20 protein-coding genes are annotated in these 26,812 nt (G+C 53.3%); 14 read left to right on the forward strand and 6 right to left on the reverse strand.

Annotation, left to right across the window (positions count from 1 at the left end):
* The first annotated feature begins 120 nt into the window (after window positions 1-120).
* From NST43_RS10200 to NST43_RS10210, 3 genes are read left to right on the forward strand one after another with little or no spacing between them, the layout of a single operon-like run.
* Window positions 121-1,140 carry an endo-1,4-beta-xylanase gene (locus NST43_RS10200; RefSeq protein WP_339224190.1) on the forward strand — a complete coding sequence of 340 codons (1,020 nt, stop codon included), beginning with the start codon at window positions 121-123 and terminating at the stop codon, window positions 1,138-1,140.
* Window positions 1,141-1,186: 46 nt separating this feature from the next.
* Window positions 1,187-2,620 carry a glycoside hydrolase family 43 protein gene (locus NST43_RS10205; protein ID WP_339224192.1) on the forward strand — a complete coding sequence of 478 codons (1,434 nt, stop codon included), beginning with the start codon at window positions 1,187-1,189 and terminating at the stop codon, window positions 2,618-2,620.
* Window positions 2,621-2,638: 18 nt separating this feature from the next.
* A complete protein-coding gene (locus NST43_RS10210; RefSeq protein ID WP_339224194.1) occupies window positions 2,639-4,150 on the forward strand; it encodes a glycoside hydrolase 43 family protein in 1,512 nt (503 codons plus the stop codon).
* Here NST43_RS10210 and NST43_RS10215 read toward each other — a convergent pair.
* Window positions 4,147-5,037, reverse strand: a complete 891-nt coding sequence (locus tag NST43_RS10215; protein ID WP_339224195.1) for an AraC family transcriptional regulator — start codon at window positions 5,035-5,037, stop codon at window positions 4,147-4,149. The two genes, NST43_RS10210 and NST43_RS10215, sit on opposite strands and share 4 nt — an antisense overlap.
* A gap of 125 nt (window positions 5,038-5,162) precedes the next feature.
* Here NST43_RS10215 and NST43_RS10220 point away from each other — a divergent pair, with 125 nt between their 5' ends.
* Window positions 5,163-7,145 carry a glycoside hydrolase family 31 protein gene (locus tag NST43_RS10220; protein WP_339224196.1) on the forward strand — a complete coding sequence of 661 codons (1,983 nt, stop codon included), beginning with the start codon at window positions 5,163-5,165 and terminating at the stop codon, window positions 7,143-7,145.
* 732 nt (window positions 7,146-7,877) lie between these two features.
* Here the strand turns inward: NST43_RS10220 and NST43_RS10225 are convergent.
* A complete protein-coding gene (locus NST43_RS10225; protein ID WP_339224197.1) occupies window positions 7,878-8,651 on the reverse strand; it encodes an AraC family transcriptional regulator in 774 nt (257 codons plus the stop codon).
* A 240-nt stretch (window positions 8,652-8,891) separates the two neighbouring features.
* Between NST43_RS10225 and NST43_RS10230 the strand changes: the two genes are divergently transcribed.
* The 10 genes from NST43_RS10230 (at window position 8,892) to NST43_RS10275 (ending at window position 21,503) form a co-directional block, all read left to right on the forward strand.
* Window positions 8,892-10,637, forward strand: a complete 1,746-nt coding sequence (locus tag NST43_RS10230; RefSeq protein ID WP_339224199.1) for a family 43 glycosylhydrolase — start codon at window positions 8,892-8,894, stop codon at window positions 10,635-10,637.
* A gap of 78 nt (window positions 10,638-10,715) precedes the next feature.
* Window positions 10,716-12,317 carry a response regulator transcription factor gene (locus tag NST43_RS10235; RefSeq protein WP_339224201.1) on the forward strand — a complete coding sequence of 534 codons (1,602 nt, stop codon included), beginning with the start codon at window positions 10,716-10,718 and terminating at the stop codon, window positions 12,315-12,317.
* Between the two features lie 19 nt (window positions 12,318-12,336).
* A complete protein-coding gene (locus tag NST43_RS10240; protein ID WP_339224203.1) occupies window positions 12,337-14,079 on the forward strand; it encodes a sensor histidine kinase in 1,743 nt (580 codons plus the stop codon).
* A gap of 75 nt (window positions 14,080-14,154) precedes the next feature.
* Complete coding sequence (locus NST43_RS10245; protein WP_339224205.1) at window positions 14,155-14,685, forward strand: hypothetical protein; 531 nt, start codon at window positions 14,155-14,157, stop codon at window positions 14,683-14,685.
* Window positions 14,686-14,753: 68 nt separating this feature from the next.
* Complete coding sequence (locus NST43_RS10250) at window positions 14,754-15,314, forward strand: hypothetical protein (RefSeq protein WP_339224207.1); 561 nt, start codon at window positions 14,754-14,756, stop codon at window positions 15,312-15,314.
* 158 nt (window positions 15,315-15,472) lie between these two features.
* On the forward strand, window positions 15,473-16,387 hold the full coding sequence (locus NST43_RS10255) for an ABC transporter permease subunit (protein WP_235218379.1): 915 nt from the start codon (window positions 15,473-15,475) through the stop codon (window positions 16,385-16,387).
* A 16-nt stretch (window positions 16,388-16,403) separates the two neighbouring features.
* Window positions 16,404-17,345, forward strand: a complete 942-nt coding sequence (locus tag NST43_RS10260; RefSeq protein ID WP_051477981.1) for a carbohydrate ABC transporter permease — start codon at window positions 16,404-16,406, stop codon at window positions 17,343-17,345.
* A gap of 89 nt (window positions 17,346-17,434) precedes the next feature.
* Entirely contained in the window at window positions 17,435-19,459 is a 2,025-nt protein-coding gene (locus tag NST43_RS10265; RefSeq protein ID WP_339224211.1) for a right-handed parallel beta-helix repeat-containing protein, read from the forward strand.
* A 172-nt stretch (window positions 19,460-19,631) separates the two neighbouring features.
* Entirely contained in the window at window positions 19,632-20,561 is a 930-nt protein-coding gene (locus tag NST43_RS10270; protein ID WP_339224213.1) for a GNAT family N-acetyltransferase, read from the forward strand.
* A gap of 165 nt (window positions 20,562-20,726) precedes the next feature.
* Window positions 20,727-21,503, forward strand: a complete 777-nt coding sequence (locus tag NST43_RS10275) for an alpha/beta hydrolase-fold protein (protein ID WP_339224215.1) — start codon at window positions 20,727-20,729, stop codon at window positions 21,501-21,503.
* Window positions 21,504-21,635: 132 nt separating this feature from the next.
* Here NST43_RS10275 and NST43_RS10280 read toward each other — a convergent pair whose 3' ends face one another.
* From NST43_RS10280 to NST43_RS10295, 4 genes are all read right to left on the reverse strand, one after another.
* On the reverse strand, window positions 21,636-23,432 hold the full coding sequence (locus NST43_RS10280; RefSeq protein ID WP_339224217.1) for a hypothetical protein: 1,797 nt from the start codon (window positions 23,430-23,432) through the stop codon (window positions 21,636-21,638).
* 45 nt (window positions 23,433-23,477) lie between these two features.
* Window positions 23,478-24,443 carry a carbohydrate ABC transporter permease gene (locus NST43_RS10285; protein WP_209992414.1) on the reverse strand — a complete coding sequence of 322 codons (966 nt, stop codon included), beginning with the start codon at window positions 24,441-24,443 and terminating at the stop codon, window positions 23,478-23,480.
* Window positions 24,440-25,294, reverse strand: a complete 855-nt coding sequence (locus NST43_RS10290; protein ID WP_339224219.1) for an ABC transporter permease subunit — start codon at window positions 25,292-25,294, stop codon at window positions 24,440-24,442. Before NST43_RS10290 ends, NST43_RS10285 begins: the two co-directional genes overlap by 4 nt.
* A 531-nt stretch (window positions 25,295-25,825) precedes the next feature.
* Window positions 25,826-26,605 (reverse strand): helix-turn-helix domain-containing protein, encoded by a 780-nt coding sequence (locus NST43_RS10295; protein ID WP_339224221.1) that lies wholly within the window; start codon window positions 26,603-26,605, stop codon window positions 25,826-25,828.
* Between the last annotated feature and the right edge of the window lie 207 nt (window positions 26,606-26,812).

A 26,812-nucleotide genomic window follows, 5' to 3' on the forward strand; every position in this document is an offset into this window, starting at 1 on the left:
GGTGCAATTATTTATTTGGGGTCCATCTATTTACTTTGGTGATGGTAAACGCATACAAATGCGTTATGATAGAGAGAGTTGTCCCAAAAAATGTTGTCAAATACAGGAGGTTAGCAAAAAATGAAGCAAGCCAGCAGCGAAATTCCAGCATTACATGAAATGTTCCGGGAGGCCTTTAAAATAGGGGCTGCCGTCAGTACTGGCATTATAGCGGCCCAGGGTCCTTTCATTGCCAAGCATTACAACAGCATCACCGCCGAGAATGAGATGAAGCCGGCTCTGGTTCAGCCGGAGGAAGGGGAGTTCACCTTCGAGGCTGCGGACGGTATCTTCGAATACGCTGAGGCACACGGGATTGGCGTGCGGGGGCATACGCTTCTGTGGCATAACCAGACCGGAGACTGGATGTTCCGGGATGCGGAGGGCGGAACCTGCAGCAGAGAGCAATTGCTTGCCCGCTTGCAGACCCACATTAACACAGTAGTGGGCCGTTACCGGGGACGGGCGTATGCCTGGGATGTAGTGAATGAAGCGATTGAGGACAAAACAGACCAGTACCTGCGGGATACGCAGTGGCTTGAGATCATCGGCGAGGATTATCTCCGCCAGGCCTTTGAAATGGCACATCAGGCGGACCCTGACGCGCTTCTGTTCTACAACGACTATAATGAGACCGATCCTGTCAAAAGCGTCAAAATCCACAAGCTGGTCCGCAGCCTGCTCGATCAGAATACGCCGATTCACGGGATTGGAATGCAGGGACATTGGAATATCTACGGCCCTTCCATTGAGGAAATCCGCAATGCGCTTAAGCTGTATGCATCGCTCGGGCTGAAGATTCACATTACCGAACTGGATCTCTCCGTGTTCCGTCATGACGACAAACGCACGGATTTGAAAGCGCCAACAGCTGAAATGCTGAAGCTCCAGGAGGAGCGTTATGCCGAGATCTTCGCCCTTCTGCTGGAATTCAAAGATTCTATTGATTCGGTGACCTTCTGGGGTGTGGCCGATGATTATACCTGGCTGGACGGCTTCCCGGTCCGCGGACGCAAGAACTGGCCGTTCCTGTTCGATGAGCAGAAGCAGCCGAAGGCTTCATTCACCCGGCTGGCCGAGCTGGCCGCACCGCAATCCTAATTATTCATCTTATGCTGGACACCTTACTATATCTGGAGGGAATCAAATGACAACGCAACTGAAGCAGGCTACCGGCAAGGTTCCGCCAAGCGGCAATCCGCTGGTGGCACACCGATACGGAGCCGATCCTTATGCCCTGGTATTCGGGGACAGAGTCTATCTGTACATGACCAATGATGCACTGGAGTATGATGAGAACGGTGTGGTGAAGGAGAACTCTTACAGCAGCATCAACACGATTACCGTAATCTCGTCTGCTGACCTGGTGAACTGGACCGATCATGGTCCAATAGCCGTAGCTGGACCGGAGGGTGCAGCGAAGTGGGCAACCCAGTCCTGGGCACCGGCAGCACTTCATACCGTGATTGACGGTCAGGACAAGTTCTTCCTCTACTTCGCCAATAATGCCAGCGGCATCGGCGTTCTGTCGAGTGACAGTCCGGTAGGGCCATGGGTGGACCCGATCGGGGAGGCACTGATTCTGCGCTCCACACCGGGGGTAGAGGATGTGACCTGGCTGTTCGATCCGGCGGTGCTGGTCGATGATGACGGCAAGGGCTATATCTACTTCGGAGGCGGTGTCCCGGAAGGACAGTTCGCCGAGCCGGGCACAGCGCGCGTGATGCCGCTGGGTGAGGATATGACCAGTGTGGTGGGCACCGCGAAAGTAATTCCGGCTCCGTTCATGTTCGAGGATGCCGGAATTCATAAGTGGAACGGAGTCTACTATTATACCTACTGCTCGAACTTCTATGACGGAGAACGGCCGGAGGGCAGCCCTCCTGCGGGAGAAATCGCCTATATGACCAGTGATCATCCTATGGGGCCGTGGACGTATCACCGCACGATCCTGAAGAATCCGGGACATTTCTTCGGCGTGTCCGGGAATAACCATCATGCGGTCTTCCAGTTCCATGACAGCTGGTATATTGCTTATCACGCCCAGACCTTGTCCAAGGCCCAAGGGATTGCGAACGGTTACCGCTCCACACATCTTAACCGCCTGACTCATCATGAGGACGGGTCCATTCCCGAGATCCATGCGGATTACGAAGGTGTGCAGCAGCTTGCCGCATTGAACCCGTATGATCGTATTCCGGCGGCAACGATGGGCTGGAGTGCCGGGTTGAAGACGGAAGCCGGGGCGGCAGGTGCAGAGCAGATCGTAACGGATATTGCGCACGGCGGCTGGATCGGACTTTCCGGGGTAGACTTCGGCAGCGGAGCTGAGTCGATCCAAGTCTCGGTCCTGAGCCTGGAAGCGGGCGGCATGCTGGAACTGCATCTGGATGAGCCGGCGGGTCCGGTTATCGGCAGACTGACGGTTCCGGCGGCGGACGGCTCGCAGGAATGGCTGGAGCTGAAGACTGCGGTCCAGGGAGCAGAGGGAGTACACAACCTCTATCTGGTATTCACAGGAGAGAGCGATAAGAGCCTGTTCAAGCTGGCCGCTTGGCAGTTCACTGCGCAAGAGCACTAACTTCAAGGGGGCAGAACATTGAATACAGCCAGAATTTCGAATCCAGTAATATGGGCAGATGTCCCGGATGTGGATGTGATCCGGGTCGGCCCTGTGTTCTATATGGTCAGCACCAGCATGCACTCCATGCCGGGCTGCCCGATTATGAAATCGGTGAATCTGAAGGATTGGGAGCTTGCGGGTTACGTCTATGATACCTTCGAGGATAACAAGGCCCACCGGCTGGAGGATGGCAAGGGTATCTACGGCCGGGGCTCTTGGGCAGCTTCGCTGCGTTACAAGAATGGAACCTATTATGTATGTTTTTCCTCTAATGATATGGATCAGTTCTATATCTACCAGACCCGGGATATTGAGCACGGGCCTTGGGAGCGTTCAGTCATTCCGGGGCTGTATCATGATCCGGCGCTGCTGCTGGATGAGGACGGGCGCAATTATGTGATCTACGGGAACGGAGATATCCGCATCCGGGAGCTGACAGCGGACCTGACGGCGGTGAAGCCCGGCGTGACGGATCAGCTGCTGCTGGAAGGTGAGCGGCAGGGCATTATGCTGCGGATGGAAGGCTGTCATGCCCATAAGCGGGACGGCTATTACTACCTGTTCTTCATTGAATGGCCGGGGGACGGGAACATGCGCAGACGCCAGCTATGCTACCGGTCCCGGGAGCTGACGGGCCCTTATGAGCGCAGGGTTATTCTGGATGATCATCTGGGCTACCAGAATAACGGTGTAGCGCAAGGTGGGCTTGTGGACACGCCGGACGGCGACTGGTATGCCGTGTTATTCCAGGATCACGGGGCGGTCGGACGCATTCCCTGCGTGTTCCCCGTGAGCTGGGAGGACAGGTGGCCGGTGATCGGGGAAGGCGGCAAGGCCCCGCTGACCTTCGAGACGAGGCTTCCCGCCGGGGAATCGAAGCCGCTTGTGATCAGCGATGAGTTCGAGTATACGGAGAACCGGCTGGCGCTCCAGTGGCAGTGGAACCATAATCCCGATAACGGGCTATGGTCGGTTACCGAGCGGACGGGCTGTCTGCGGCTGCGTACAGGCCGGATCACAGACGATGTTCTGCTGGCCCGTAATACGCTGACCCAGCGGACGGAGGGTCCGGCCTGTAGTGCCGAGACGCTGCTGTATCTGGGCGGCATGAACGAAGGGGACCGGGCCGGCATGGTTGCTCTCCAGTACGAGTACGGCACGGTTGAGGCTGTAGCGGGAGAGCAGGGACAGTTCACCGTGAATATGTGTGTCCGCAGTGACGATGGCGTTGAAGTGGTGGAGAGTATCCCGTTCACAGGTGGGCACATCTGCTTCAGAATTGAGTTCAACTTCAAGGATGGCGTGGACGAGGCCCGGTTCTTCTATTCAGGACGCGGGGAGGTCTGGCACCCCATCGGGCAGACGCTGCATATGAAATATTCACTGAATCATTTCATGGGCTACCGGATTGGCTTGTTCAATTATGCGACCCGCCAGCCCGGCGGCTATGCCGATTTCGAATATTTCCGTTATCACAGAGAGGATTAAGCCCGGGTCTGGAAATGGGAAGCATATTCGCTGGGTGTCATCGATGTGTGCTGTTTGAATATTCTGCCGAAATACGTCAGGCCCGTGAATCCGACTCTGAAGGCAACCTCCTGAATCGAATACCGGCGAAGCTGGAGCAGGCGGCTGGCCTCATGCACGCGCAGCATATTCACATATTCGATTAAGGTCTTGCCTGTGTTCTTTTTGAACAGATGACAAAAGTAGTTGGGGGTCACACAGCAGATCCGTGCGGCCTCCTCCACAGTCAGCGGTTTATGGAAATGGTTGCTAAGGTGAATCAGCAGGGGCTGGATGCCCGTCTCCTGCCGGTATTTTTTGGAAGGCGGTGCTGTGAACTCTGCCAAGGGATAAGCTAGACCCAGGGAAGAGAACAGGCCTCCTTTGATACATAATTCGTACCCGGGGCTCTTGCTCTGGTAGCTGTAGATAATCTGTTCAATGCATCCTCTGATCTGGCGGGTAACCGGCTGATCCGTCCCATAGAAAGCGGGCAGTCTGATCTCACCGGAGAGCAGCGGCCGGATATGCTGAAGCTCAGTCAGGTCGCGTATGCCGTTCAGCAGCGCTTCGTTGTAGACAACCGCATATAGCTCACTGCCATCCTCTGTCGGGTAGGCCGCATGAATCTGCGGACGGCTGACGAAGGCAAGCTCGCCCTGCACCAGCTCTCTGGAGTGGGGGCCGACCTGGACGCGGAAGCGGCCCTTGGTAACGAGAATCCATTCGAGATGGTCATGCCAATGAGGCGGAATAATACTGCGGTCCGGAAAGCAGATATGAAATACATTGATGGGAAACAGGCCCTCGGGAATTTCCGTGTGCTCTTTTTTCCATGGATAAGGCTTGTCCTCGAACGCTCCACTCATCTTATTCCCTCCACACAATCGTAATATCGTATGATAGATGCGTACTTTTATGTATAGTATAGCGGCTTTGCACTCTTTATAATGTGGTTGCAACCTTATTATAGAACTGTTGGAGGGATCGCGCTATGTTTCGTGAAGAGAATGGCAGACTAATCAGAGAATATGACCATGAGAGAGTCTGGATAGAGCCTTGGGGAGAGCATTCGCTGCGTGTCCGGGCTTCCTATGCGGAGATTACCGATGAACAGTGGGCGCTTCTGCCAGCTGTGCAGACGCTGAGTCATATATCGATTACCCCAGAACGCGCGACGATCGTGAACGGGAATATCCGGGCGGAAATGACGGACAAGGGGCAGATCTTCTTTTATAACCAGCATGGCAAGCTGCTCCTTAACGAGACGGAGGATACCTATCAGTTAAAATACGGGGGCAGAGAGCTAAGCGCCATCCCCGGCAGCAGTGACTTCTCCGTGAAGCTCCGGCTGGAAGCGGACCCGCAAGAGAAGCTATACGGCATGGGCCAGTATCAGCACTCCTTCCTGAATCTGAAGGGCTGCTCGCTGGAGCTGACCCACCGCAACAGCCAGATCAGTATTCCGTTCGTGCTGTCCAGCGCCGGTTACGGGTTCCTGTGGCATAATCCGGCGATCGGACAAGCGCATTTCAGTCTGAATGTGACCGAATGGACAGCCCCGTCAACCAAGCAGCTGGATTATTGGATCACCGCCGGTGACTCGCCTGCCGAGATCGAGGAGGCTTATGCCAAGGCTACGGGAACCGTGCCGATGATGCCGGATTATGGCATGGGGTTCTGGCAATGCAAGCTCCGCTACCGTACGCAGGAGGAATTGCTGGAGGTGGCAAGGGAGCATAAACGGCGGGGGCTGCCGATCGACGTCATCGTCATTGATTTCTTCCACTGGACGAATCAGGGCGACTGGCGGTTTGACCCGGAATATTGGCCCGATCCCGAGGCGATGGTGCAGGAGCTGCAGGAGCTGGGCATTGAGCTGATGGTCTCGGTCTGGCCGACTGTCCAGACGGAGAGCGAGAATTATAAGGAGATGCTGGAAAAAGGGTATCTGCTGCGCTCGGACCGCGGGGTGCGGACGCAATTCCAGTTCCTCGGCCAGAATGCGATCTTCGATGCGACGAATCCGGAGGCCCGTAAGTTCCTGTGGGGACTGATTAAGCAGAATTATTATGACAAAGGAATCAAGGTCTTCTGGCTCGATGAGGCGGAGCCGGAGCTGACGGTCTATGACCATGATATCTACCGTTATCATATAGGCTCCAGTAAGCAGATCGGCAATATCTATCCGATGAAATACAGCCAGACCTTCTATGACGGCATGGCCGCTGAAGGCCAGGAGAATATTATCAATCTGGTCCGTACCGCCTGGGCGGGCAGCCAGCGCTACGGGGCGCTTGTATGGTCTGGAGACATTCACTCCAGCTTCAAGGTGCTCAGCATTCAGGTGCGGGCCGGGCTGAATATGGCCGTGGCCGGGATTCCATGGTGGACCACCGATATCGGCGGCTTCCACGGCGGCAATCCGGCAGATGCCTCCTTCCGGGAGCTGATGGTCCGCTGGTTCCAGTATGGCGCGTTCTCTCCGGTGTTCAGGCTGCATGGGGACCGTTCACCTTTTGTTCAGCCCACCGGAACGCAGGGTGGGGGCGTATGCGGAAGCGGCTCGGATAATGAGGTGTGGAGCTACGGCGAAGAGGCGTATACCATCTTCAAGGAGTTCATGCAGATGCGGGAGCGGCTGAAGCCGTATATCCGCGGGCTGATGGAGGCTGCACATGAGAAGGGCACGCCGCCTATGCGTCCATTGTTCTATGATTTCCCTCAGGACCCGGCGGCCTGGGATATCGAGGACCAGTATATGTTCGGTCCCGACCTGTTGGTCGCCCCGGTGCTGGCCGAGGGTGAACGGGCGCGCAAGGTGTACCTGCCGTCCGGCTCAGAGTGGACCCATGTCTATACCGGCACAGCCTATGCCGGCGGACAGACTATTATGGTCGACGCACCGCTTACGCAGATTCCGCTGTTTGTGCGGGACGGTGCCGTGCTGCCGGTGCTTGGCGGGGCTGAGGGGTAAGGCTATTGAATATGGCTATACTCCTGATTGCTCACAACTGTATAAGTTAAACAGAGCAGCGATTCTCCTGATAGTGGAGGATCGCTGCTCTGCTATGTGAACTGAATGTAAGCGAAAAACCGAACACGTTGGGCGGCGTGGGGCGTGAGAGCGGAATGTAATCAAAAAACCGATTACATTGAGCTGGTCTGAAGGTGCTTAGCGCGAAGTAGAGTGCCATAACGGCTAAAGAAGTCCTATATAGCCTTGGCAAGGGTTTTACCATGCCTCTAACTAGGATTAGTTGGAAATCCTCCACTTATAAAGGAACGTAGGAGCGATAGCCAGAGAGCAGATGGAAAAACAGCACTTAATCTTCTACGGAACAGTCAAAGTGGAGGAAACCCGTGAATTTAAATGACGTTTATCCAACTATTTCCTTCAGATGCTGCGAATGATCACAATTAAGATACGTTTTTCCAACTATATAGATTGAACTAAAAACTTAAGTTAAGAGAAAAGTGGCGGAGGGGAATTTTGGAACTGGAGGAGCGGTAGCGACCGCCTGATAGCTTTCCGCAGGAAAGCTACCCTCGTAAGCATCAGCATAAGCATCAGCAGTCTGCGGATTTCAACCGTTAAAATGGGATAAATCAAGAAATTTGCAGAAGGGCAGCGGCCGGAAGTCCAAAACTTCTCTGGAGTCACGGCAATCCCAAAACATAAAAACCATAAGTTCAATTTATATAATTATTAATGTTGCTTGGAAGCCAGCCGCTCCCGGTAGGCGCGGGGGGAGAAGCCGGTCAGCTGGCGGAACTGGCGGCAGAAATGCTCGACATTGGCATAGCCGCAGAGAGCGGCGATCTCGGCGATTTTGTGCTGGCCGAAGCCCAGCTTCTCCTTGGCCAGCCGAATCCGGCATTGAATGACATCCTCCATGCAGGAGATGCCGAAGGCGGATTTGTAGATGGTCTGAAGGTAGCCGGTGCTGATGTGCAGATATCCGGCCATCGAGGATACGGTCCAAGGGTGGCCGGGATTGCTGTACAACGTCTTGCGCAGCTCCAGCAGATTATAATACTGCGGCGTCAGCTTGTCCTGGGACGCTTCGGACAGCTTGTTGAACAAGAGACGGAACAGGTAATCAATGGACAGCTCCCGGTAATCGTTCTGGAACGAGTTCTCCAGCGTCAGCAGCTGGAACAGCTGATGGCAGTATCCGGGGTCGGGCAGGGAGAACGGGCTGCCCAGCGGCAGGACGCTTTCGGTGATATACGATTCATCCGCATCGAAACGGACCCAGTCGTTGACATACCTCCGGGAGCAGGCGCGGTAATAGATGTTGTGCCCTGGAGGATACAAGGCAACAGAGTGAGCGGGATATTCCTTCAATTCACCGTCCACTTCAAACACCGCCGGGGTCTGGGTCAGAACAAGAAGCCAGGCGTCCAGTCCTTCGGGGATACTGTAGACGAAATTGGCCGGATGTGCGGCATCGTATTCCACGTAGTGAATTGTGGGCATGGGCTTCTCCTTTCTGCGGATAGATCAATTAATGGTCAGTAAATATCATTGTTAGAATTTCGGTGAATCTCTATAATTTGTAGTGGATATAAGAGTGAATTCGAAGGTTAACTGAACAGTGCGTGATTATTGTTATTAGTAATTATCAATAGGAAGGAAGGTTATGAATCCATGATACCACAACAAAACGAGGATCGGAAAGATATCCTTTGCTATACAAGACTGCCGCAGGAGGATATCGTGTATGCATCGAAGCTGGCTTATAGTATGCACCTGGCTTACAAGACGGAGAGGGGCCAGTATCAGGCATTGAATCATAACTCGGGTGTCCTGTTCGCCAAGGCGACACAGAATGAGGATGGGACGCTCCGGGCCAAAAGCTTGAAGAAGCCGTATCTCTTCTACTTGGCTGACGGAAATTTCGGCGTCATCGCCGTGCGCACCGAGGCTGACGGGGAAGTAGATGAACAAAGCAAGGGGAAGGTGCTGCTGTTCTCCTCTGCCGATCTGCTGCAATACAGTGAGATTGGACTGCTGGAGCTTAAGGCAGACACTCATGTAAGCGATGTCTCCTGCACCTATGACCCGGAGCGGAACGGTTACCTTATCCAATGGATAGACGGTCAGGGGCAGGGCTATGAGAATTTCACTACCGACATCATGAGCCTTACGAATGTCTCGGAACCGGTGGAAGCGGAGCCGTTCACGCTGGAAGCGGTGCAGGCTGAGATCGAGGGAATCCAGCCGCGTAATAGGATCTCTGTCTCCGCTGAGATAGCCCGCAGACTCTTCTGCAAGCTTACGGTACCGGAGAACATTGCTGTCGTAGTACCGGACCGTATGAATGCGGCATCGGTGGAGGATGTGAAGGCGGTGCGGGCAACAGCCTTATACAGTGACGGAACGCAGGCTGCCAAAAGAGTCCATTGGAACACGGATGCCATCAGATGGGACAAGGCCGGAACCTACAGCATCTCCGGGAAGATCCATCAGGATCACTTTCCATTCCCGGTTGCACTTAATCGTGCGGACCCTTGCATTGCAGAGTGGAAGGGAAAATATTATTTCATTGCCACTAATGATGCGGATAAGGAGCATACGTTGTATATAAGGGAAGCCGATACGATTCCCGGGCTGGTGACAGCCGAGGAAGCCCTGATCCTCGATTCCTCCACGTATGAAGAGATTGGCGGCCTGCTGTGGGCGCCGGAACTCCATATCATTGAAGACGAGCTGTATATTTTCCATGCCGCAACACCCGGCGAGTTCTTCCAAGAGGAATCACATGTGATGAAGCTGAATTCGGGCGGGAATCCCATGAATGCTGCGGACTGGTCCAGGCCCCGCCGGGTAGTGAAGAAGGACGGCAGCTATCTGTGCGAAGCAGGCAAAACAATCTCGCTGGATATGACCGTCATCCGCTGGAACGGCAAACTCTATGCGGCATGGTCGGAGCGCCAATTTCTGCCGGTGGATCTGGGAGCCTGGGTCTATATCGCTACGATTGACCCGCAGGAGCCTTGGAAGCTGACCAGTGATCCGGTGCTGCTGACCCGCCCGGATTACGGCTGGGCCAATAACCATACGTTCGTGGATGAAGGCCCGTTTGCCCTCTATTCAGAGGATAAGCTGTACGTGACCTTTGCCAGCGCAGCGGTGGATGCTACTTATGTGGTCGGTCTGCTGACCGCAGACAAGGGGGCAGATTTGCTGGATATCCAGAGCTGGACCAAGGGCAATTATCCGCTGCTGACCTCCAGAAGCGTGCCGGGAGAATACGGGCCGGGCCATAATTCCTATGTGACGGACGAGGACGGGGTGATCTGGAACGCCTACCATGCCAGACCGGGAATCGAGGGACCGCGAAGCTCCGGCCTGCGCCGCGTGCATTTTGACATTGACGGTGCCCCGGTTCTGGATCTCACGGAAGAGAAGGACCTGAATCCGGGCCTGAAGCAGGTATCCATGGAAGTCATCGTAGGCTAGACGCCTGGCCCGCCTAACTCTATAATATTCCTTATCATCAGGGAATCCTTGACCGTTTACTTAGGCCGGGGATTCCCTTTGTTTCACGATCTTACCGGAGGAGTGGATGCCGAAGTGTACGGGATCATTATTGTCGATGATGAGCTGTTTGTCCGCAAGGGCCTGATCGGAATGATTGACTGGGCGGGCAGCGGGTTCCAGATTGTGGATGAGGCGGACAACGGGGAGGATGCGCTGGAGCTGATCCGGGCCAAGCGGCCGCAGCTGGTGATCACCGATATCCGCATGCCGGTCCTGGATGGCATCGGGCTGATTGAGGCGGTGACGGAGGAGCAGCTTGGAACGGAATTTATCATTATCAGCGGATATAACGATTTCCGGTATGCCCAGCAGGCGGTCCGGTATGGCGTGCTGGACTATGTGCTGAAGCCGATTAATGAGCATGAAATCGTGAAAGCGCTTCATAAGTTCCGCGATAAATTCACTGCGCGCAAGCAGCTTCAGGACCGGCTGAGCATTCATGAGGGAGAGAAGCGGGTGGAGGCCTTGATCCGGGGAGAAGCGGCGGAGGGGGCGCTTGATGCCTGGGAGCAGCAATGGATAGAGGCGGGAGCCCGCCGGTTCACCTATGTGCTGCTGGAGGTGAACAATGTGTTCCCTTGGAGCGGGCAGGCCATGCCCGGGAAGGCGGAGCTGAAGGAGGCGATCCGGCAGGCGGTGCAGCAGCTCACAGCAGAGGCGCCTATTATCTATGAGCACCGGAGGTTCTTCGGCTTCATTGTGCCTGAGCATTATCTGGCGAAGCATTCAGGGGAGCTGCGCAGCTTCGTGGCGGACTGTCTAAGTAAGCTCTACCAGCATTATCCCTTGCAGGTTCAGGCGTATGCGGGCAGGCCGGTAACCACACTTCAGGACCTGAAGCATTCGTATACCTCGGCCAAGGAGACTGTGGAGTACAAATATGTCCGTCCTGCCCAGCCGATTCTGCTGTCCTCTGATATTGCCGGTCTGTCCCTGAACTATATTCATGCAAGCAGTGAGGTGTTTCAGGCGCTGATTGAAGCGATTGAGGAGAATAAGCAGGCGGAGATGATGGACGCGATCGGCAAGCTGTTCACAGAATTTCAGGAGAAGCTGGTCTCCCGGGAGGCGATAAAGGCTGTTGCCATTCAATGCGTCCATAGTGTGCTGCATACCATACGGAGCATGGAAGGGGATGAGAAGCAGCTGGAGAGCCTTGTCCCGATGATGAACTGGCCGGATCATAACATCACCCTGGCGGAGCTGAGGGCCTTGTTCGAAGCCTTTGCACTGGAGGCGGCGAAGCGGATTCAAGAGCTGTACCAGAACTACGGCAGCAGCGGATTGTACCGGATCAAGTGCTATGTGGACCGGAACTTCCATGAGAACCTGAACCTGAAGCAGATCGCGGGCCAGTTCTATATGAATTCAGCCTATCTAGGCCAGGTGTTCAAGAAGAATTACGGCATGTACTTCAATGATTATCTGCTCCAGCTGCGTGTCACTGAGGCCAAGAAGCTGCTGCGGCAGACGGATCTGCGGATCTATGAAATCGCCGAGCAGGTCGGATTCAAGAACGCCGATTATTTCGTCACCCAGTTCGAGAAGCTGGAGCAGAGAACGCCTACAGAATATAGAAACCGGACGGGCAACCGTTAATGCCAGGAGGGGGCGCTGCATGAAGCTGCTGAATAATATCCGGCTCAGGAATAAAATGTTCCTCGTCTATTTCCTCGGGGTCATCGCTCCGATTATTCTCACGAATGTGATCTTCTACAACACGATTACCGGAAATGTGAAGGCACAGCGGATCAAGGACATCGATCTGGCGGTGGAACAGATTAAGAATGAGTTCCGGCTGGTGGTGGATCAGGCCGTGGGCTTGTCCTCTTTTTTCTATGCGGATTACAAGACCAATGAGGTGCTGGACCGTAACTTCACACAGACCGAAGACTATGTCGAGGCTTACGACCTCTATCTCAGGTCCACCCTGAACAACTATTCCCCGTTCTCTTCCTCGCTGCAAAACAAAACCATCTATGTGGATAACCCCACGCTGCTGAATTCTGGGAATATCGGGATCCTGTCCGGGGAGGTCCGGGAGAGTATCTGGTATAAAGAGTGGATGCAGGAGGCCTCCTCCCAGCCGATGTTCGTCCGCACCCAGGATGCAGGCGGCCGGTTCCAGTCGTTCTCGCTGCTGCGGCGGATGGATTATTTCGCGGACCGGATGGTCAAGGAGAAGCTGGTGAAGATTGATTTTAAGACGATTGATCTGATGGAGGTCTTCGCCAATCTGAACGTACAGGGGGATGTGTATCTGCTGGGGCCGGAGGGCCGGATTGAATATACGACTAACCGGGCCATAGACTGGCAGGGGAAGGACCGGCAGCTGTATGCCTCCCTGAAACAGGAGCATATCATTAATTTCGAGAAGGAATACGGCAGTATCAGCTATCTGTCCGGCTGGCGGATTGTCGGCACAGTGAATGAGAAGGAGATCATCAAGGAGGTGCTGAAATCCCGCTATTTCATCCTCTGGTCGGCCTGTCTAATGATGATTGTCCCCACCGTTATTATTCTGATCATTACCCGTTCGATCAACCTCCGGATTATTGAGATTCTGAAGCATATGAAAAAAGTGAAGACGCAGCAGTTCCAGACGATCATGCACGGGGAATCTCGCGATGAGATTGGCCAGCTGACCCTGGAGTTCAACAGTATGATTATGCAGATTAAGGCCCTGATTAACGATGTGTATCTAACGGAGATTCAGAAGAAGTCGCTGGAGCTGGAGCGGCGGAAGGCGCAGCTTAATGCTCTGCAGAGCCAGATTAACCCGCACTTCCTGTTCAATGCGCTGGAGACGATTCGGATGCGGAGCCTGCTGAAGCAGGAGAACGAGACGGCCAAAATCATCCAGAGCATGGCGATGATCCTGCGCAGCTCGCTGACCTGGAATAAGGAGTGGGTGAGCGTGGAGGAGGAGCTGGGCTTCATTCTCTGTTTTCTGGATATCCAGAAATACCGGTTCGAGGATAAGCTGAGCTATCATATCGATGTGCAGCCTGAGGCCTACGCCTGCGTTGTCCCCAAAATGGTGTTTCTGCCCTTCGTGGAGAACGCCAGTATTCATGGCATCGAGCCGCTCAAAAAAGGCGGAAGCATTGAGATCCGCATCAGCATGGAGGGGGATGAGGTGGTCTTCCAAGTGGCGGACAACGGGATTGGCATGAGCAGTGAGCAGGTTGACACTCTGTACGGATACCTCGACATGGAAGGGATTATCGGCGAGCGTATCGGAATACAGAATGTTATCTACAGAGTAACCATGCTATATGGCAGGCGCGCAATCTTCCAGGTGGACAGCAGACCGGGGGAAGGGACACGGATTGAGCTGAGAATTCCAGTTAATCCATAGTTTTCAAAGGAGAAGCCATAATTTCACGGGTAACGGAGGAATGAAAACGCTTTTATACTAAAGGAGCACTAAACCATGAATATACAAGGGGGAGTACAGGCAATGGGTAAAAGCAAGAGAATATGGCTTCTCGCTCTGACGGCAGTCGTCTCATTATCCGTGGTGACGGCTTGCTCGGGGCCTAATAATGCCAAGAAGAATACGGGGACGACGGAGCCGACAAGCGCTGCCGCTACCACAGAGACCGAACCCAAGCAGGATAAGGTAACGTTCAAAATCTTCAACGGGGTGGCCGGCTCGAAGGACGGAAACACCAATGAGACGACCATCGGCAAGCTGCTGGAGGATCAGACCGGTGTCAATTTCAAGCTGGAATTCGTGGTGGGTGACCTCAATACCAAGATCGGAACCATGATTGCCGCCAACGATTACCCGGATGTGCTGATTCCCGATGCCGCTATAGAGGAAGTGCTGAATGCCGGCGCATTCATCCCGCTCGATGAGCTGATTGAGAAGTACGGGCCGAACATCCAGCGTGTGTATGGCAAGTCGCCTTCGAGGAAGGCACGCCGGATGCTTATCTTGATCCGCCTGGGGGCCTTGTAACGAACCGCGGAATCGGGATTACCGTCAGTGCCAAAGACCCGGTCCGCATCATCCAGTTCTTCGACAACATGCTGACCGAAGAGAACCAGACCCTGATGTCCTGGGGCATCAAAGGCGAGACGTATGAAGTGAATGAGAAGGGCCGCTACTACCGTACGCAGGAGCAGATCGACAAGATTGACGAGCCGTTCAGAGAGAGCTTCGGCTTCAAGTACTTCAGCTGGAACTGGCCGATGTACAACACCACCTCTACCCTGGCTGACGGGAATGCCAAGAATGTTGCCAGCCAGCCGGAGGTCTTCCAGATGACGCTGACCGACAAGGATAAGGCGATCTTAGAGAAATACGGCGTACAGACCTATAGCCAGCTGTTCGCTGAACCGGTTCCGCGTCCATACTTCCCGGCGTGGGGCTTCGCGAAGGAGCAGAATTCCCCGGAACAGCTCTGGGAAGCCAGCAAGGACGAAATGACGAAGAAATATTTCCCTAAGCTGGTGCTGACGACTCCCGATAAGTTCGATGCGGTCTGGGAGGAATACATGAAGGAATTCGGCAAGCTGGATACTGCGGGTTACGAGAAATGGACCACTGAGCAAGTCAAAGCGAAGGTCGAACTGGCGAACCAATAGCCGCCGGAATCGGCAGGAAAGACTAGGGCTGTGTAGCTATCCTGGTCTTTCCTGGTTGCCGCTTGGACGGCCCGGTGTGCTGAAGGAGAGAGATACGGATGGATAAAAATACGGTACCCGCGTTATCCCGGCCGGCGGCGGATAAGGAGCCGGGCCGGATGAGGCTGTTTTTCAAAAAGCTGGGCCAGCAGCGGGCCTTGGCAGTGATGTCAGTCCCTTTTCTAATCTGGCTGTTTGTATTCAAATACTTGCCGCTGTGGGGCTGGAGCATTGCCTTCCAGGATTATAAGCCAGCCAGGAAGTTCATGGAGCAGACCTGGATTGGCTTCGAGCATTTCAAATTTCTGTTCGGGGATGACCGCTTCCTCCGGGTGCTCCGCAATACGCTGGCGATGAGCTCGATTAACCTGTTCTTCGGCTTCGTCACTGCGATCACCCTAGCCTTGCTGCTTAATGAAATACGCAATATTGCTTTCAAGCGTGTAGTGCAGACTGTCAGTTATTTGCCGCATTTTATCTCCTGGGTGGTTGCAGCGAGTATCATTCAGACGACGCTGTCCCCGGATGGTACCATTAACCAGCTGCTGGTGGGTCTGGGCTTCCTTGACCGCGGCAATGAAATTCTGTTCCTGGGCATCCCGGAATACTTCTGGACCATCTTCGGAGCCAGCTCCGTCTGGAAGGATATCGGCTGGAACACGATCGTCTACCTGGCCGCTATGACGACGATTGATCCCACACAGTATGAAGCAGCGGAGATCGACGGCGCGAACCGGTTCAAGAAAATGATCTATGTCACGCTTCCGGGCATCAAGTCTGTTGTGATTGTCCTGCTCATTATGAATATCGGCTATCTGCTGGAATCGGGATTCGAGCCGCAGTACCTGCTGGGCAACGGCATGAATGTGGATTATTCCGAGAACATTGATATATTCGTGCTGAAATACGGAATTGCCCAGAGTAACTTCTCCCTGTCCATCGCAGCGGGAATGTTCAAGACGGTCGTCAGCTTCATCCTGCTGTTCATGGCGAATAATGCCGCGAAGCGTATGGGCGAAGCCAGACTGTATTAATAAAGGAGGCGCAGGCATGGAAACCGCAGCTGTCCATAAGAAAAAACGCAAGCCCCCCATAAGCTCTTCCACCGGCGACCGCTTGTTTGTCATTTGCAACTACTGCTTCATGATCGCACTAATGATTGTTACCCTGTATCCGTTCGTGAATGTCCTTGCCGTATCGCTTAACAATGCGCAAGATTCCATTAAAGGCGGGATCTACCTGCTTCCCAGAGAATGGACGCTGGCGAATTACAATTATATTCTGAGAGAGGCCACGATTTTTCATGCGACCTTCATCTCGGTGCTGCGCACCGTGATCGGAACGGTCGTCACCGTCTTCTGCTCCGCCATGCTGGCCTACACGCTTAGCAGACAGGATTATGTGCTGCGCAAATTCATCACCGTAGCTTTTATCATGACGATGTACTTCAACGGCGGCCTGATTCCCAATTACCTGCTGATACGGGATATGGGACTGGTCGGCAGCTTCTGGGTCTACATTCTTCCGGGAATCATCGGGGTGTTCAACCTGATTATTATCCGTTCCTTCATTGAAAATCTGCCGGAGAGCATCATCGAATCGGCTAAGATTGACGGTGCGGGCGATTACCGGACCTTCTTCAGCATCATCCTGCCGCTTACGGTACCCGTGCTGGCTACGGTGGCGCTGTTCTCGGGAGTGTTCCAGTGGAATTCGTGGTTCGATGTCTTCCTCTACAACTCCTCGGATGCAAGTCTCAGCACCCTGCAATATGAGCTGCAGAAGATTCTGCAGAACTCCAACACCACCACCGGCACCTCGTCGCTGGACGGGATGATCCAGGGAGCAACAGGAGGCCAGCAGAATGCGGTCACTCCGATGTCCGTGCGGGCAACGATGACGATTGTGGCTTCTGTGCCGATTATTATGGTCTATCCGTTCCTGCAGAAGTATTTTGTCAAAGGCATGATGGTCGGCGGGGTTAAAGGTTAGGTTGTCTAATTGTATACATGGTTATAGCAATATACAGGATATTCATTTAAAATGTCCATATGACATACAAGAAAGAGGAGGATGCTCATATGGAATATCATGTTGCATTGCAAGGGAGCGATCAGGCTCCAGGCACGGCGGAACAGCCTTTCCGCTCCATCTCCCGCGCTGCGGCGCTGGCGGAGCCTGGGGATACAGTTACGGTTCATGCGGGTACATACAGGGAATGGGTGAGCCCGGCTAACGGAGGAACAGAGGAACAGAGGATTGTCTATCAGGCTGCCGGGGACGGGGAAGTCGTCATCACAGGCGCTGAGCCGGTGGCGGACTGGCAGGATGAAGGAGACGGTGTCTGGAGTACAGAGGTGCCGAACAGCCTGTTTGCTGTGCGCAATCCGTTCAAGGAGAAATTATATGGCGACTGGCTGTTCGAAGGGGCGTTCGAGCCTCATCTGGGGGAGGTCTACCTGGACGGCAAATCGCTGTATGAATGTGATAGCGTTACCAAGCTGCGCGATCCTAAGGTATGGCCGCAGGCCAAGTACGCAGCGGACTCTCTGCTGCAGTGGTATGCAGAAGTAGGCTCGGCCTCCACAAGGATCTGGGCGAGCTTCGGGGGCAAGGACCCGCGCCGGGAGAATGTGGAGATCAGCGTTCGCCCTTATTGCTTCTGGCCGGAGCAGACTGGCCGGGGTTATATAACCGTTAAGGGCTTCACACTCCGCCAGGCTTCTCCGCAATGGGCACCGCCAACGGCCTTGCAGGAAGGGCTGATCGGCCCCCACTGGAGCAAAGGCTGGATCATTGAAGACAACCATATCTGCGAGTCCAAATGCACAGGGGTGAGCCTGGGCAAAGAAATCTCAACCGGGCATAACGAGTGGTCAAATGGCCGGATGAAGGGCGGGACGCAGCGGGAGCAGGAGGTTATTTTCCGCGCACTCCGCCAGGATTGGCATAAGGACAACATTGGAAGCCATATCGTCCGCAATAATGTGATTCATGATTGTGAACAGGCTGGAATCGTGGGGCATTTAGGGGCTGCTTTTAGCCGGATTGAACAGAACCGCATTTATAATATTCATCATAAACGGATTTTCCACGGGGCAGAGGTAGGCGGGATCAAGCTCCATGCTTCACTGGATACCCAGATTTGCGGAAATGTCATTTACAGCTCCTACCGGGCGTTATGGCTCGATTGGCAGGCACAGGGAACCCGGATCAGCCGGAATGTGTTCTACGACAACCTGTCCGAGGATTTCTTCATGGAGGTGTGCCACGGTCCTTATATGGTGGATCACAACCTGTTCCTGTCGCCGATGAACTTCCGCAATATGGCCCAGGGCGGCGCGTTCGTCCATAATCTGTTCGCCGGCAGGTTCGTAGTGCGCTCCGAGCTTACCCGTTATACGCCGTACCATATGCCGCATGAGACAGCGATTGCCGGTTACAGCAACTTCACGGGCGGGGATGACCGATATTATAACAATATCTTCCTGCGTGATGAGGACACGGACAATGAGGTAGTGCCGATGACCTTCTTCGAGCATCTGCCGCTGGCCCCGAGAGAACAGCTTAACGATAACGGTGAACGGGTAATGGACGGTATCCCGGATAATTCCCGCTGTTATCTGCATCCAGTCGGATTAGGCGGCTACGATGAGCACCCGAATGCGCTGGACAAGCAGTGGTGGGAATACACCAGGGAAGAGATCAAGGCGCTGATCGATTCCGGGAAGCCGTTCCATCCTGAACAGATGGCCCTTCCTGTAGCCATTCAAGGCAATCTGTATCTGAAAGATGCGGTGCCGGGTACACATGAGCCGAACGCGAAGGTCTATGCCGATAAGGGTCTTGAGATCGAGGTTGATCCGGCTTCCGGCAAGGTGCAGGTGCATATTGTGAACCCTGAGCTGCTGCGTGCCGCAGCGCCTACCTTGGTCACCACTAATCTGCTGGGCCGAAGCTATCACGCCGAGATGCGTTACGAGGAGCCGGACGGCTCGGCGTACCGGTTCGACCGCGACTTCTTCGGTAAGCAGCGCCCGGACTCGAATGTGACGCCTGGACCGTTTGAATTAACGGATAACAGTCCGGTGAAGATTGTGCTGTAGAACTGAATGGTTATGGCTTAGAGCCTGTCCCTGTGGACAGGCTTTTGTGTGGTGCACGAAATGAGAAATCCTGCAAGAAGTTTAACAATGGTGATGCAATAGTACAAATGGTTATAGCCGATCTCTGCCTATGAAGGGGAAGTAGGCCTACATATAATGGAAGAAGAATGAAATGATGAGAGAGATGAATGGAGATGAGGAGATAAAGGCATTCAATGAAAAGTACGTAGACACCCAGGAGAACTTCAACAACGTTCATGCCTTTTTGAGAAAAATGGTAACATTGACGGGTAAACTTCAGACCTGGGAATTTGTCAGATTCGAGTTCTGGAACCGGTACGAAGCGCCCAAAAGTGCAGACCCTAATTTCATGGAGAATAATGCACACCTATGGAAGAATGAAGCAGGTGAGATCACAGGCCTGTTCATTTCCGAATCCGGAGGCGGTTTCTTCAGTTTAATCGTTCATCCGGATTACCCGCATCTGGCGGACGAGATGGTCGCATGGACCCGGAATGTATGGGGCAAGGGGAAAAAGAAGCTTAACACCGATTGCTATCCCTATGGTCAGGAGGTTCAGGCATTATTAGACCATGGTTTTGTGCAGGATTCCCATATTGGGAATACAAGAAGATACGATCTTGTTCATATGGATTACACTTTGAATCTGGAAGAAGGATTCTCCATCCGCTGCATGAGGGAAGGGATAGATGAAGGCGCGAAGAGCGATTTAATGGAGCAGATCTTCTCTTCGGGTGATTCCAATGTCGGGAGCATAGAGTACTGGAGAAAAGATCTAAAGTCCTATCGTGCGGACCTTGACTTCACGGTGATGGATGAGAACGGCCGGCCCATTGCCTTCTGTTTCGGATTCGTGGATCAGGATAACGGGATTGCGGTTATAGAGACGATTGGGACCCACCCGGATTACCGGCAACGCGGCTTCGGCAAATCTGTCATTTCAGCATGCTTCATCCGCCTGAAGGAGCAAGGTGTGAGAACGGCATATATTACAGGGTTCTCTGCCGAGGCTAATGCACTCTATCAATCACTGCACCCGGTGGAGATTACTCCGATGCATTCGTATGTATACGAAGGTTAAATACAATCGGGACTGTCCAATGCAGGAGAATGCAGAAGGCCTTCTATCCTACATATATTATTTTTCTGCAGCAGGTTCCTCAGCAGGATTCCGCACTTAGTTTATTGAATAAACTAAGTGTGAGGATATACATATAACTTATGAGAGGAATGAGCAGCTTTGGACATGAACTATCAGAAGTATACAACACAAGCAGCGGGATATGATCAGGAGAGAGAAGGCATCGAGCGTGGCGAGATCACGATGATAGAATATCCCTCTGCCACAGTAGGCAACACCCGGAAGGCCCGAGTATATACACCGCCCGGATATTCCAGCGCAGACAAATACAGCGTCTTATATCTGCTGCATGGGATCGGCGGGGATGAGGACGAATGGTATACTCACGGCAAACCGCAGATCATCCTGGACAATCTGTATGCCGATCAGCTGCTGAAGCCCATGATTGTTGTATTGCCGAACGGGCGGGCGATGTTGAATGACCGGGCGGAGGGCGACATCTTCGCGCCTGACAAGTTGGAAGCCTTTGCAACCTTTGAGTCTGATCTGCTGAACGATCTGATCCCTTATATTGAAGCGAATTATTCCGTGCTGACGGACCGGGGGCACCGTGCGCTGGCCGGGTTGTCCATGGGCGGAGGGCAATCGCTCAACATGGGTCTGAACAATCTGGACCGCTTCGCCTGGGTGGGAGCCTTCTCTCCGGCACCTAACACGAAGGAGCCGGAGCTGCTGGTACCGGACCCGCAGAAGACGTCCGCAGCGCTTAACGTTCTCTGGTTATCCTGCGGAGATCTTGACAGCCTCAAGTATGTCAGCGACCGCACCCATGCTTATTTCTCAGAACATAAAGTGCCGCATATCTGGGTGGAAGAGCAGGGCGACCATGACTGGCCGGTCTGGAAGAACGGCTTGTATCAGTTCGCGCAGCTTATTTTCTAATTGGTGTAGGGGCGGCCGGAAGTCCAAATGTTCACCGCAGTCACACTGATACTCAAAAAAAGGCAGCCCCAAGCCATATCCATGGCTTTGGGGCTGCCTTTTCTATCATCTCCGCGTTTTGCCGGTCAGCGTTTACTTATTAGCAACCGCATCAGCGCGCATTTTAACGATTTTCTCTGCTCTTTCCTTGTCTACGGCGAAGACATCGTTCCAGCCGAGTCCTTCGACATCGCTCTTCAGCTTGGTCCAGAGCTGGTCGAATTCGGCCTGGTCCTTGGCGAAGATCATTTTCCAGGAGGTGTTCTTGACATAATCTGAAATCTGGCTGCGTTTGTTCTTGACGTCAGAGGAATCGGAGCCAAGACTGGTGTTGATATTCGGCACGATGTCGATCATGTTGTTCTTTGTATAGTACTCGGTCGGAGTAGTGGCGTCATAGGTCTTCTGCCAATCTGTAGTCAGCGCAGTCTTGTTGGCTTCAATGGTGGATGCCCAGTAGGTGCTGTTATAGAACTCTTTGGTTTCCGGGTCGACCACAAAATCACTCATAATCATCGAGTTGACCTTGCTCTGGCCATCCTGATAACCGCCGCCGCCGTATTCAGCAGGGACAGGGGTGTTTTCCTGGAATGCAGTTTGGCCGACTTCGGTCAGTTTGAATTTGCCGTCAGGTGTTTTTTCATAGTTGAAGCCTTCGAAGCCGTTGGTGTAGTAACGCAGGCCTTCCGGTGAAGACATCCAGTCCATCAGTTCCATGATTCTTTCCGGTTCTTTCGCTTTGGAGCCGATGGCGAACACTCTGCCGTTCCCGAAGTAAGCATCACTGTTCTGAATCAGGTGGGTATCGCCGATCGGAACGGCTACGTTACCGTCACCCTGGTTGCCCCGTTCAATCGTGTTGTAAAAGCCTCTCTGCCAGGAGTACCACAGGAGCAGTACCTGCTTGTTGGTCAGCTTCTCAGATACCTTGTTCCAGTCCTGGGAAGGGGAATCCGGGTCGACGAGACCCATTTTGTTAGCGTCATAATAGAACTGCAGAATCTTCTTGTACATGCTGTTGTCGTCCACGACCGGAACGATATCGCCTTTGGCATTCAATTGAATCGTTGTCGTACCGTTCGGCTGCTCGTAGCCATACCAGTTGCTCAGCCACCGGACATTCTCCATGCTGCCGCCATCCCAGTCCTTCCACAACGTAATCGGAACAATTGGCTTGCCGTCCGGAGTTTTCGGATATTTAGCCTGCATGTCCTTCAGGGCCGTCATCAGGTCGTTCAGATTATTCAGCTTCGGCGCACCGATTCCCTTGTAGTAGTCCCAAGGCATAATCGGGCTGGAGTAAGGCAGCTCTTCCGAAAAGGTGGTTGCTGAAGTGTCGGCGGTGAAGGCCGGCAGGGCATAGATTTTACCATCGGGATTCTGCTTCTCGAAGGCCACATTGAACGGCTTAAAGTGATTGTCTACATACTTGGACAGATGCTCCGTATTCTTGATCAGGTCCGTAAGATCCATAATCATGCCCGCCGGAATCAGTTCCTCGAGCTGGCTGTTCTCAATAATCAGCAGGTCCCCGAGGTCACCGGAGGCTGATCTGGTCTTGTACAGCTGGTCGCCCGCTACCTGAGGAGCCAGAATGTTGAGTGTGATATTGAACTTGTCTTTCAGCAGCTTGCCGTACCATCCCGTCTGTTCGCCTTGATAGTTAGCTGCGTTGTCGAATACCGTAATGGTTAGAGGTTTGCTGTGATCGATGCCTTTGCTTGTGCCCGGATCGGATGACTCAGCAGGTGTTCCGGGTTCGGCCGTCCCCGCAGCAGCTCCTCCATTGTTGGAATTACCGCTGCAACCACTTAGCGCCGTTGTTACCAGCAGGATGGTCGTCCCTAGTAAGAGCGCAGACTTTCTGCCCAGCTTAATGTGTGTTTTCATGTGTAGCCCCCCGAATGATTAATGTATCATAATGGCGCAGGTCCGTTAGCCTTTCACGGCGCCAATTATAATTCCTTTGACAAAAAATCTCTGGAAGATCGGATATACCAGCAGAATGGGTGCGACTACGATAATGGTAACTGTCATGCGGATGGAGGTAGAGGTCTGCTTGGTCGCCAGAGTAGCCATCGCCGTTGATCCGGCATTCTGCAGGTTGACCATGGTGGACAAGGAGCTCGCCTGGTTGATGTAGTTATACAGAATGAACTGCAGGCTGTAGAGCTTGCTGTCCGTCACCAGCAGGAGCGTATCCTGGAAGGCATTCCACTGGTTGACCGCCGAGAAAATGGCAACGGTTGCAAGGATCGGCTTGCTGATCGGCAGAATGACTTTGTAGAAAATCGTGAAGATTCCCGCGCCGTCAATGCTGGCCGCCTGCTGCAGCTCCTTCGGTGTTGCCTCGACGAAGGTTTTGACCAGGATAATGAAGAAAGGCGCTACCACGGACGGAAGAATATACGCCAGGAAATTGTCGGTCAGATGCAGGGTTCTCATGGTCAGATACCACGGGATGATCCCGGCATTGAAGAACATCGTGATGATGGTGAAGCGGTACCAGAATTTCTTGCCCCACATGTCCTCTTGCGCAAACATAAATCCCAGGAAGGCGGAGGCGCCGACCGTGAGCAGGGTTCCGATTACCGTTCTGCCCAGCGAAATGACAAAGGCATTGCCGAGGCCGGGTATTTTAAATACATCGACATAGTTCTGGAAATGAATCCCCTTGGGCCAGAAAATAATTTCACCCTTCGCGCTGAGGTCGTTCGCGCTGATTGTATTGATAATGATCGAGTAGAACGGATAAACGCAGATGAAGGCGAACAGGGAGAACAGGATATAGATGATAGTAGAGATGATTTTATCGGTAGCGCTGACCTGCATTTTGACCGTTTTTTTGGTGATATCGATCTCCCGGGTGTTTGGCGTAAGACTGGTCTGGTTGTCACTCATACAATGCCCTCTCCTCTCAGCATTTTGGACAGCCCGTTCACCGAAAAGAGAAGCACTACGCTAATCAGACTCTTCAGCATACTGATGGCAACGGAGACGGAATAACTGCCGCCGCCCATGGCGAGGTTATAGACATATAGATCGAGAACCTGAATAGTGTCCTTGTTAAACGCATTTTGGAACACGAAATATTGCTCCAATCCGTTGTTCAGGAAGCTTGCAATCTGGAGCATCAGCAGGACGAAATAGGTTGGCATCATGCTTGGCAGCACGACATGGCGGATGACCTGCATTCTTGTGGCACCGTCTACGTGAGCCGCTTCATACAGTGACTCGTCAATGCCCATAATGGCGGCGATATACAGGATGGCTGACCAGCCGAGCGTCTTCCAGGTAGCCCAGAACCACATGGTGAGCCAGACATGATCCGAGCTCTGCAGGAACAGCACTGGCTTATCCGACAGCCCCGTCATGTGGAGGAAGCCGTTGACCATCCCTTCACTGGAGAACATGGAGAAGGCCAGGGAGTAGACGAGTACCCAACTGATGAAGTTAGGCAGGGTGGTTACGGTCTGGATGAATTTGCGGAACCGGACAGCCTTGATCTCGGTCAGGAAGATGGCGAAGATCATCGGGAGCCAGGAGAAGAGGATACCCAGTCCGCTGATGCCGAAGGTATTCCAGATGACCTGCATTAACTGGTCGATCTTGACCTGATTTTCGACCAGGGAATGGAACCATTTGAAGCCGACGAACTCAGATTGGGACAATGGGATAGGCGGGGTATAGTCAAAGAATGCGTACACCCATCCATAGAGCGGGTAATACGCAAATACAGCAAGTAAAACCATAAAGGGCGAAATGTACAGGAACTTCCGGAAAGAATTGCTTCTTATGCTCTGGCTGCGCATTGTTTCACTCCTCATTGTATTCTCTTTGTATGATTGCTTTCTGAAGCTAAGCCGGGGCAAGCATTCCCGGGTATCTTGTCCGTCTGTCATCCCCCTTCTTCAGTAAGCAACTTCGGTTTTGATAACGCTTTCATGTATGAAACTATAATAAGTTATCGTCTATCTTCCTACAATGACCGATCCTCACCAATTATTGATCTATTGTCAGGTGAAGGAGGCGCGGATGAGAAGGGAAAGTGCATGGGAGGGGAAGCGAGAGAAGCAGGGGGTGCGGATGCAACGGGAGTATAGGAAGGAGAAGAACGGAATACGGGAGGCGAGGGGGCAGATGAGCCGAATGAGGGGTATTAGTGCACCTGATTTCATTAATGGACTGGGAGCAGGCTTCTATGGTCTGGCAGGCAGCGGCCGTGCTTACTCAGAGCCTTGCACCAGATTTCACACTGGCCGCTCCCTCCAATCCCCTCCGCCTCAGGCGGTGATGAAGCATTGCTTGCGGTATTCATTGGCGCTGGTTCCCGTGTATTCTCTGAATTTCTTGTAGAACCAGTCGATTTCCGAATATCCGACAGCGTCTGCAATCTCATAGATCTTCATGTCGGTCGTTTCCAGCAGCAGCTTGGCCTTCTCCATCCGCTGGCGCAGGAGGTATTCGTTGAAGGACATCTTCTCCTGCTGCTTAAACTTCTGTCCGAGGTAGGCGCAATTGAAGTTCAGGGAGTCGGAAATCCGCTTGAGTGTAATATTATGATGGAGCTGCTCATCCACGTATTGCTTGATCGTACTGACGATCGGGCACGGGGAGGGCGGCTCTTTTTGAAGGCTGAACTCCGCATAATCCTGATCCGCATAATCCCGCTCAGCAGCCGGTCTGCCAGCCGAAGCCAGCACCCGTCTAACCGCCTCCAGGCTTCCGCCCAGCTCAGCCGGGTTCACCGGATCTGTCAAGTAATCGCTTACATTATAAAGTAAGGCTTGGCGCGCCAACCCGAAATCCCCGCTGCCCCCGAGCAGGATAATCGGAACGGAGCTTCCCTGCCTGATCTGTTCACAGACTCTCATGCCCGGCGTATGGGCGTCCCTGATATTCAGAAGAACCAGTGATATCCCCTCGCTGCGGATCAGCCGCAGAATATCGGATGAATAATCAGCATGCGCATGAATGATGAAATTCTTAAGTCTGCTCCCTGCCATATAAGAAGCGATCTCCCGTACCTGACGGTTTCGCTCTACACATAAGATTCTGTACAACCTGAAGACCCCGCTTTCAGAGAGAAGTTAAGCTTCCTTCATTCATTATGTGCAACAGAGCCGGGCGCTACAATGTGCAATTCTTGCACCAGGCTCCATTTGTTTACCTGATCGAAATCCGGTGGCCCGGTGCATAAGGACTTGCGGACCCGACCTATAATTTGACAGGTGAACACCTGAAGTTAGACGGGTTGCTGCCTGAAAATG

The organism is Paenibacillus sp. FSL H8-0332 (assembly GCF_037963835.1).
Taxonomy (GTDB): Bacteria; Bacillota; Bacilli; order Paenibacillales; family Paenibacillaceae; genus Paenibacillus_AQ; species Paenibacillus_AQ rhizoplanae.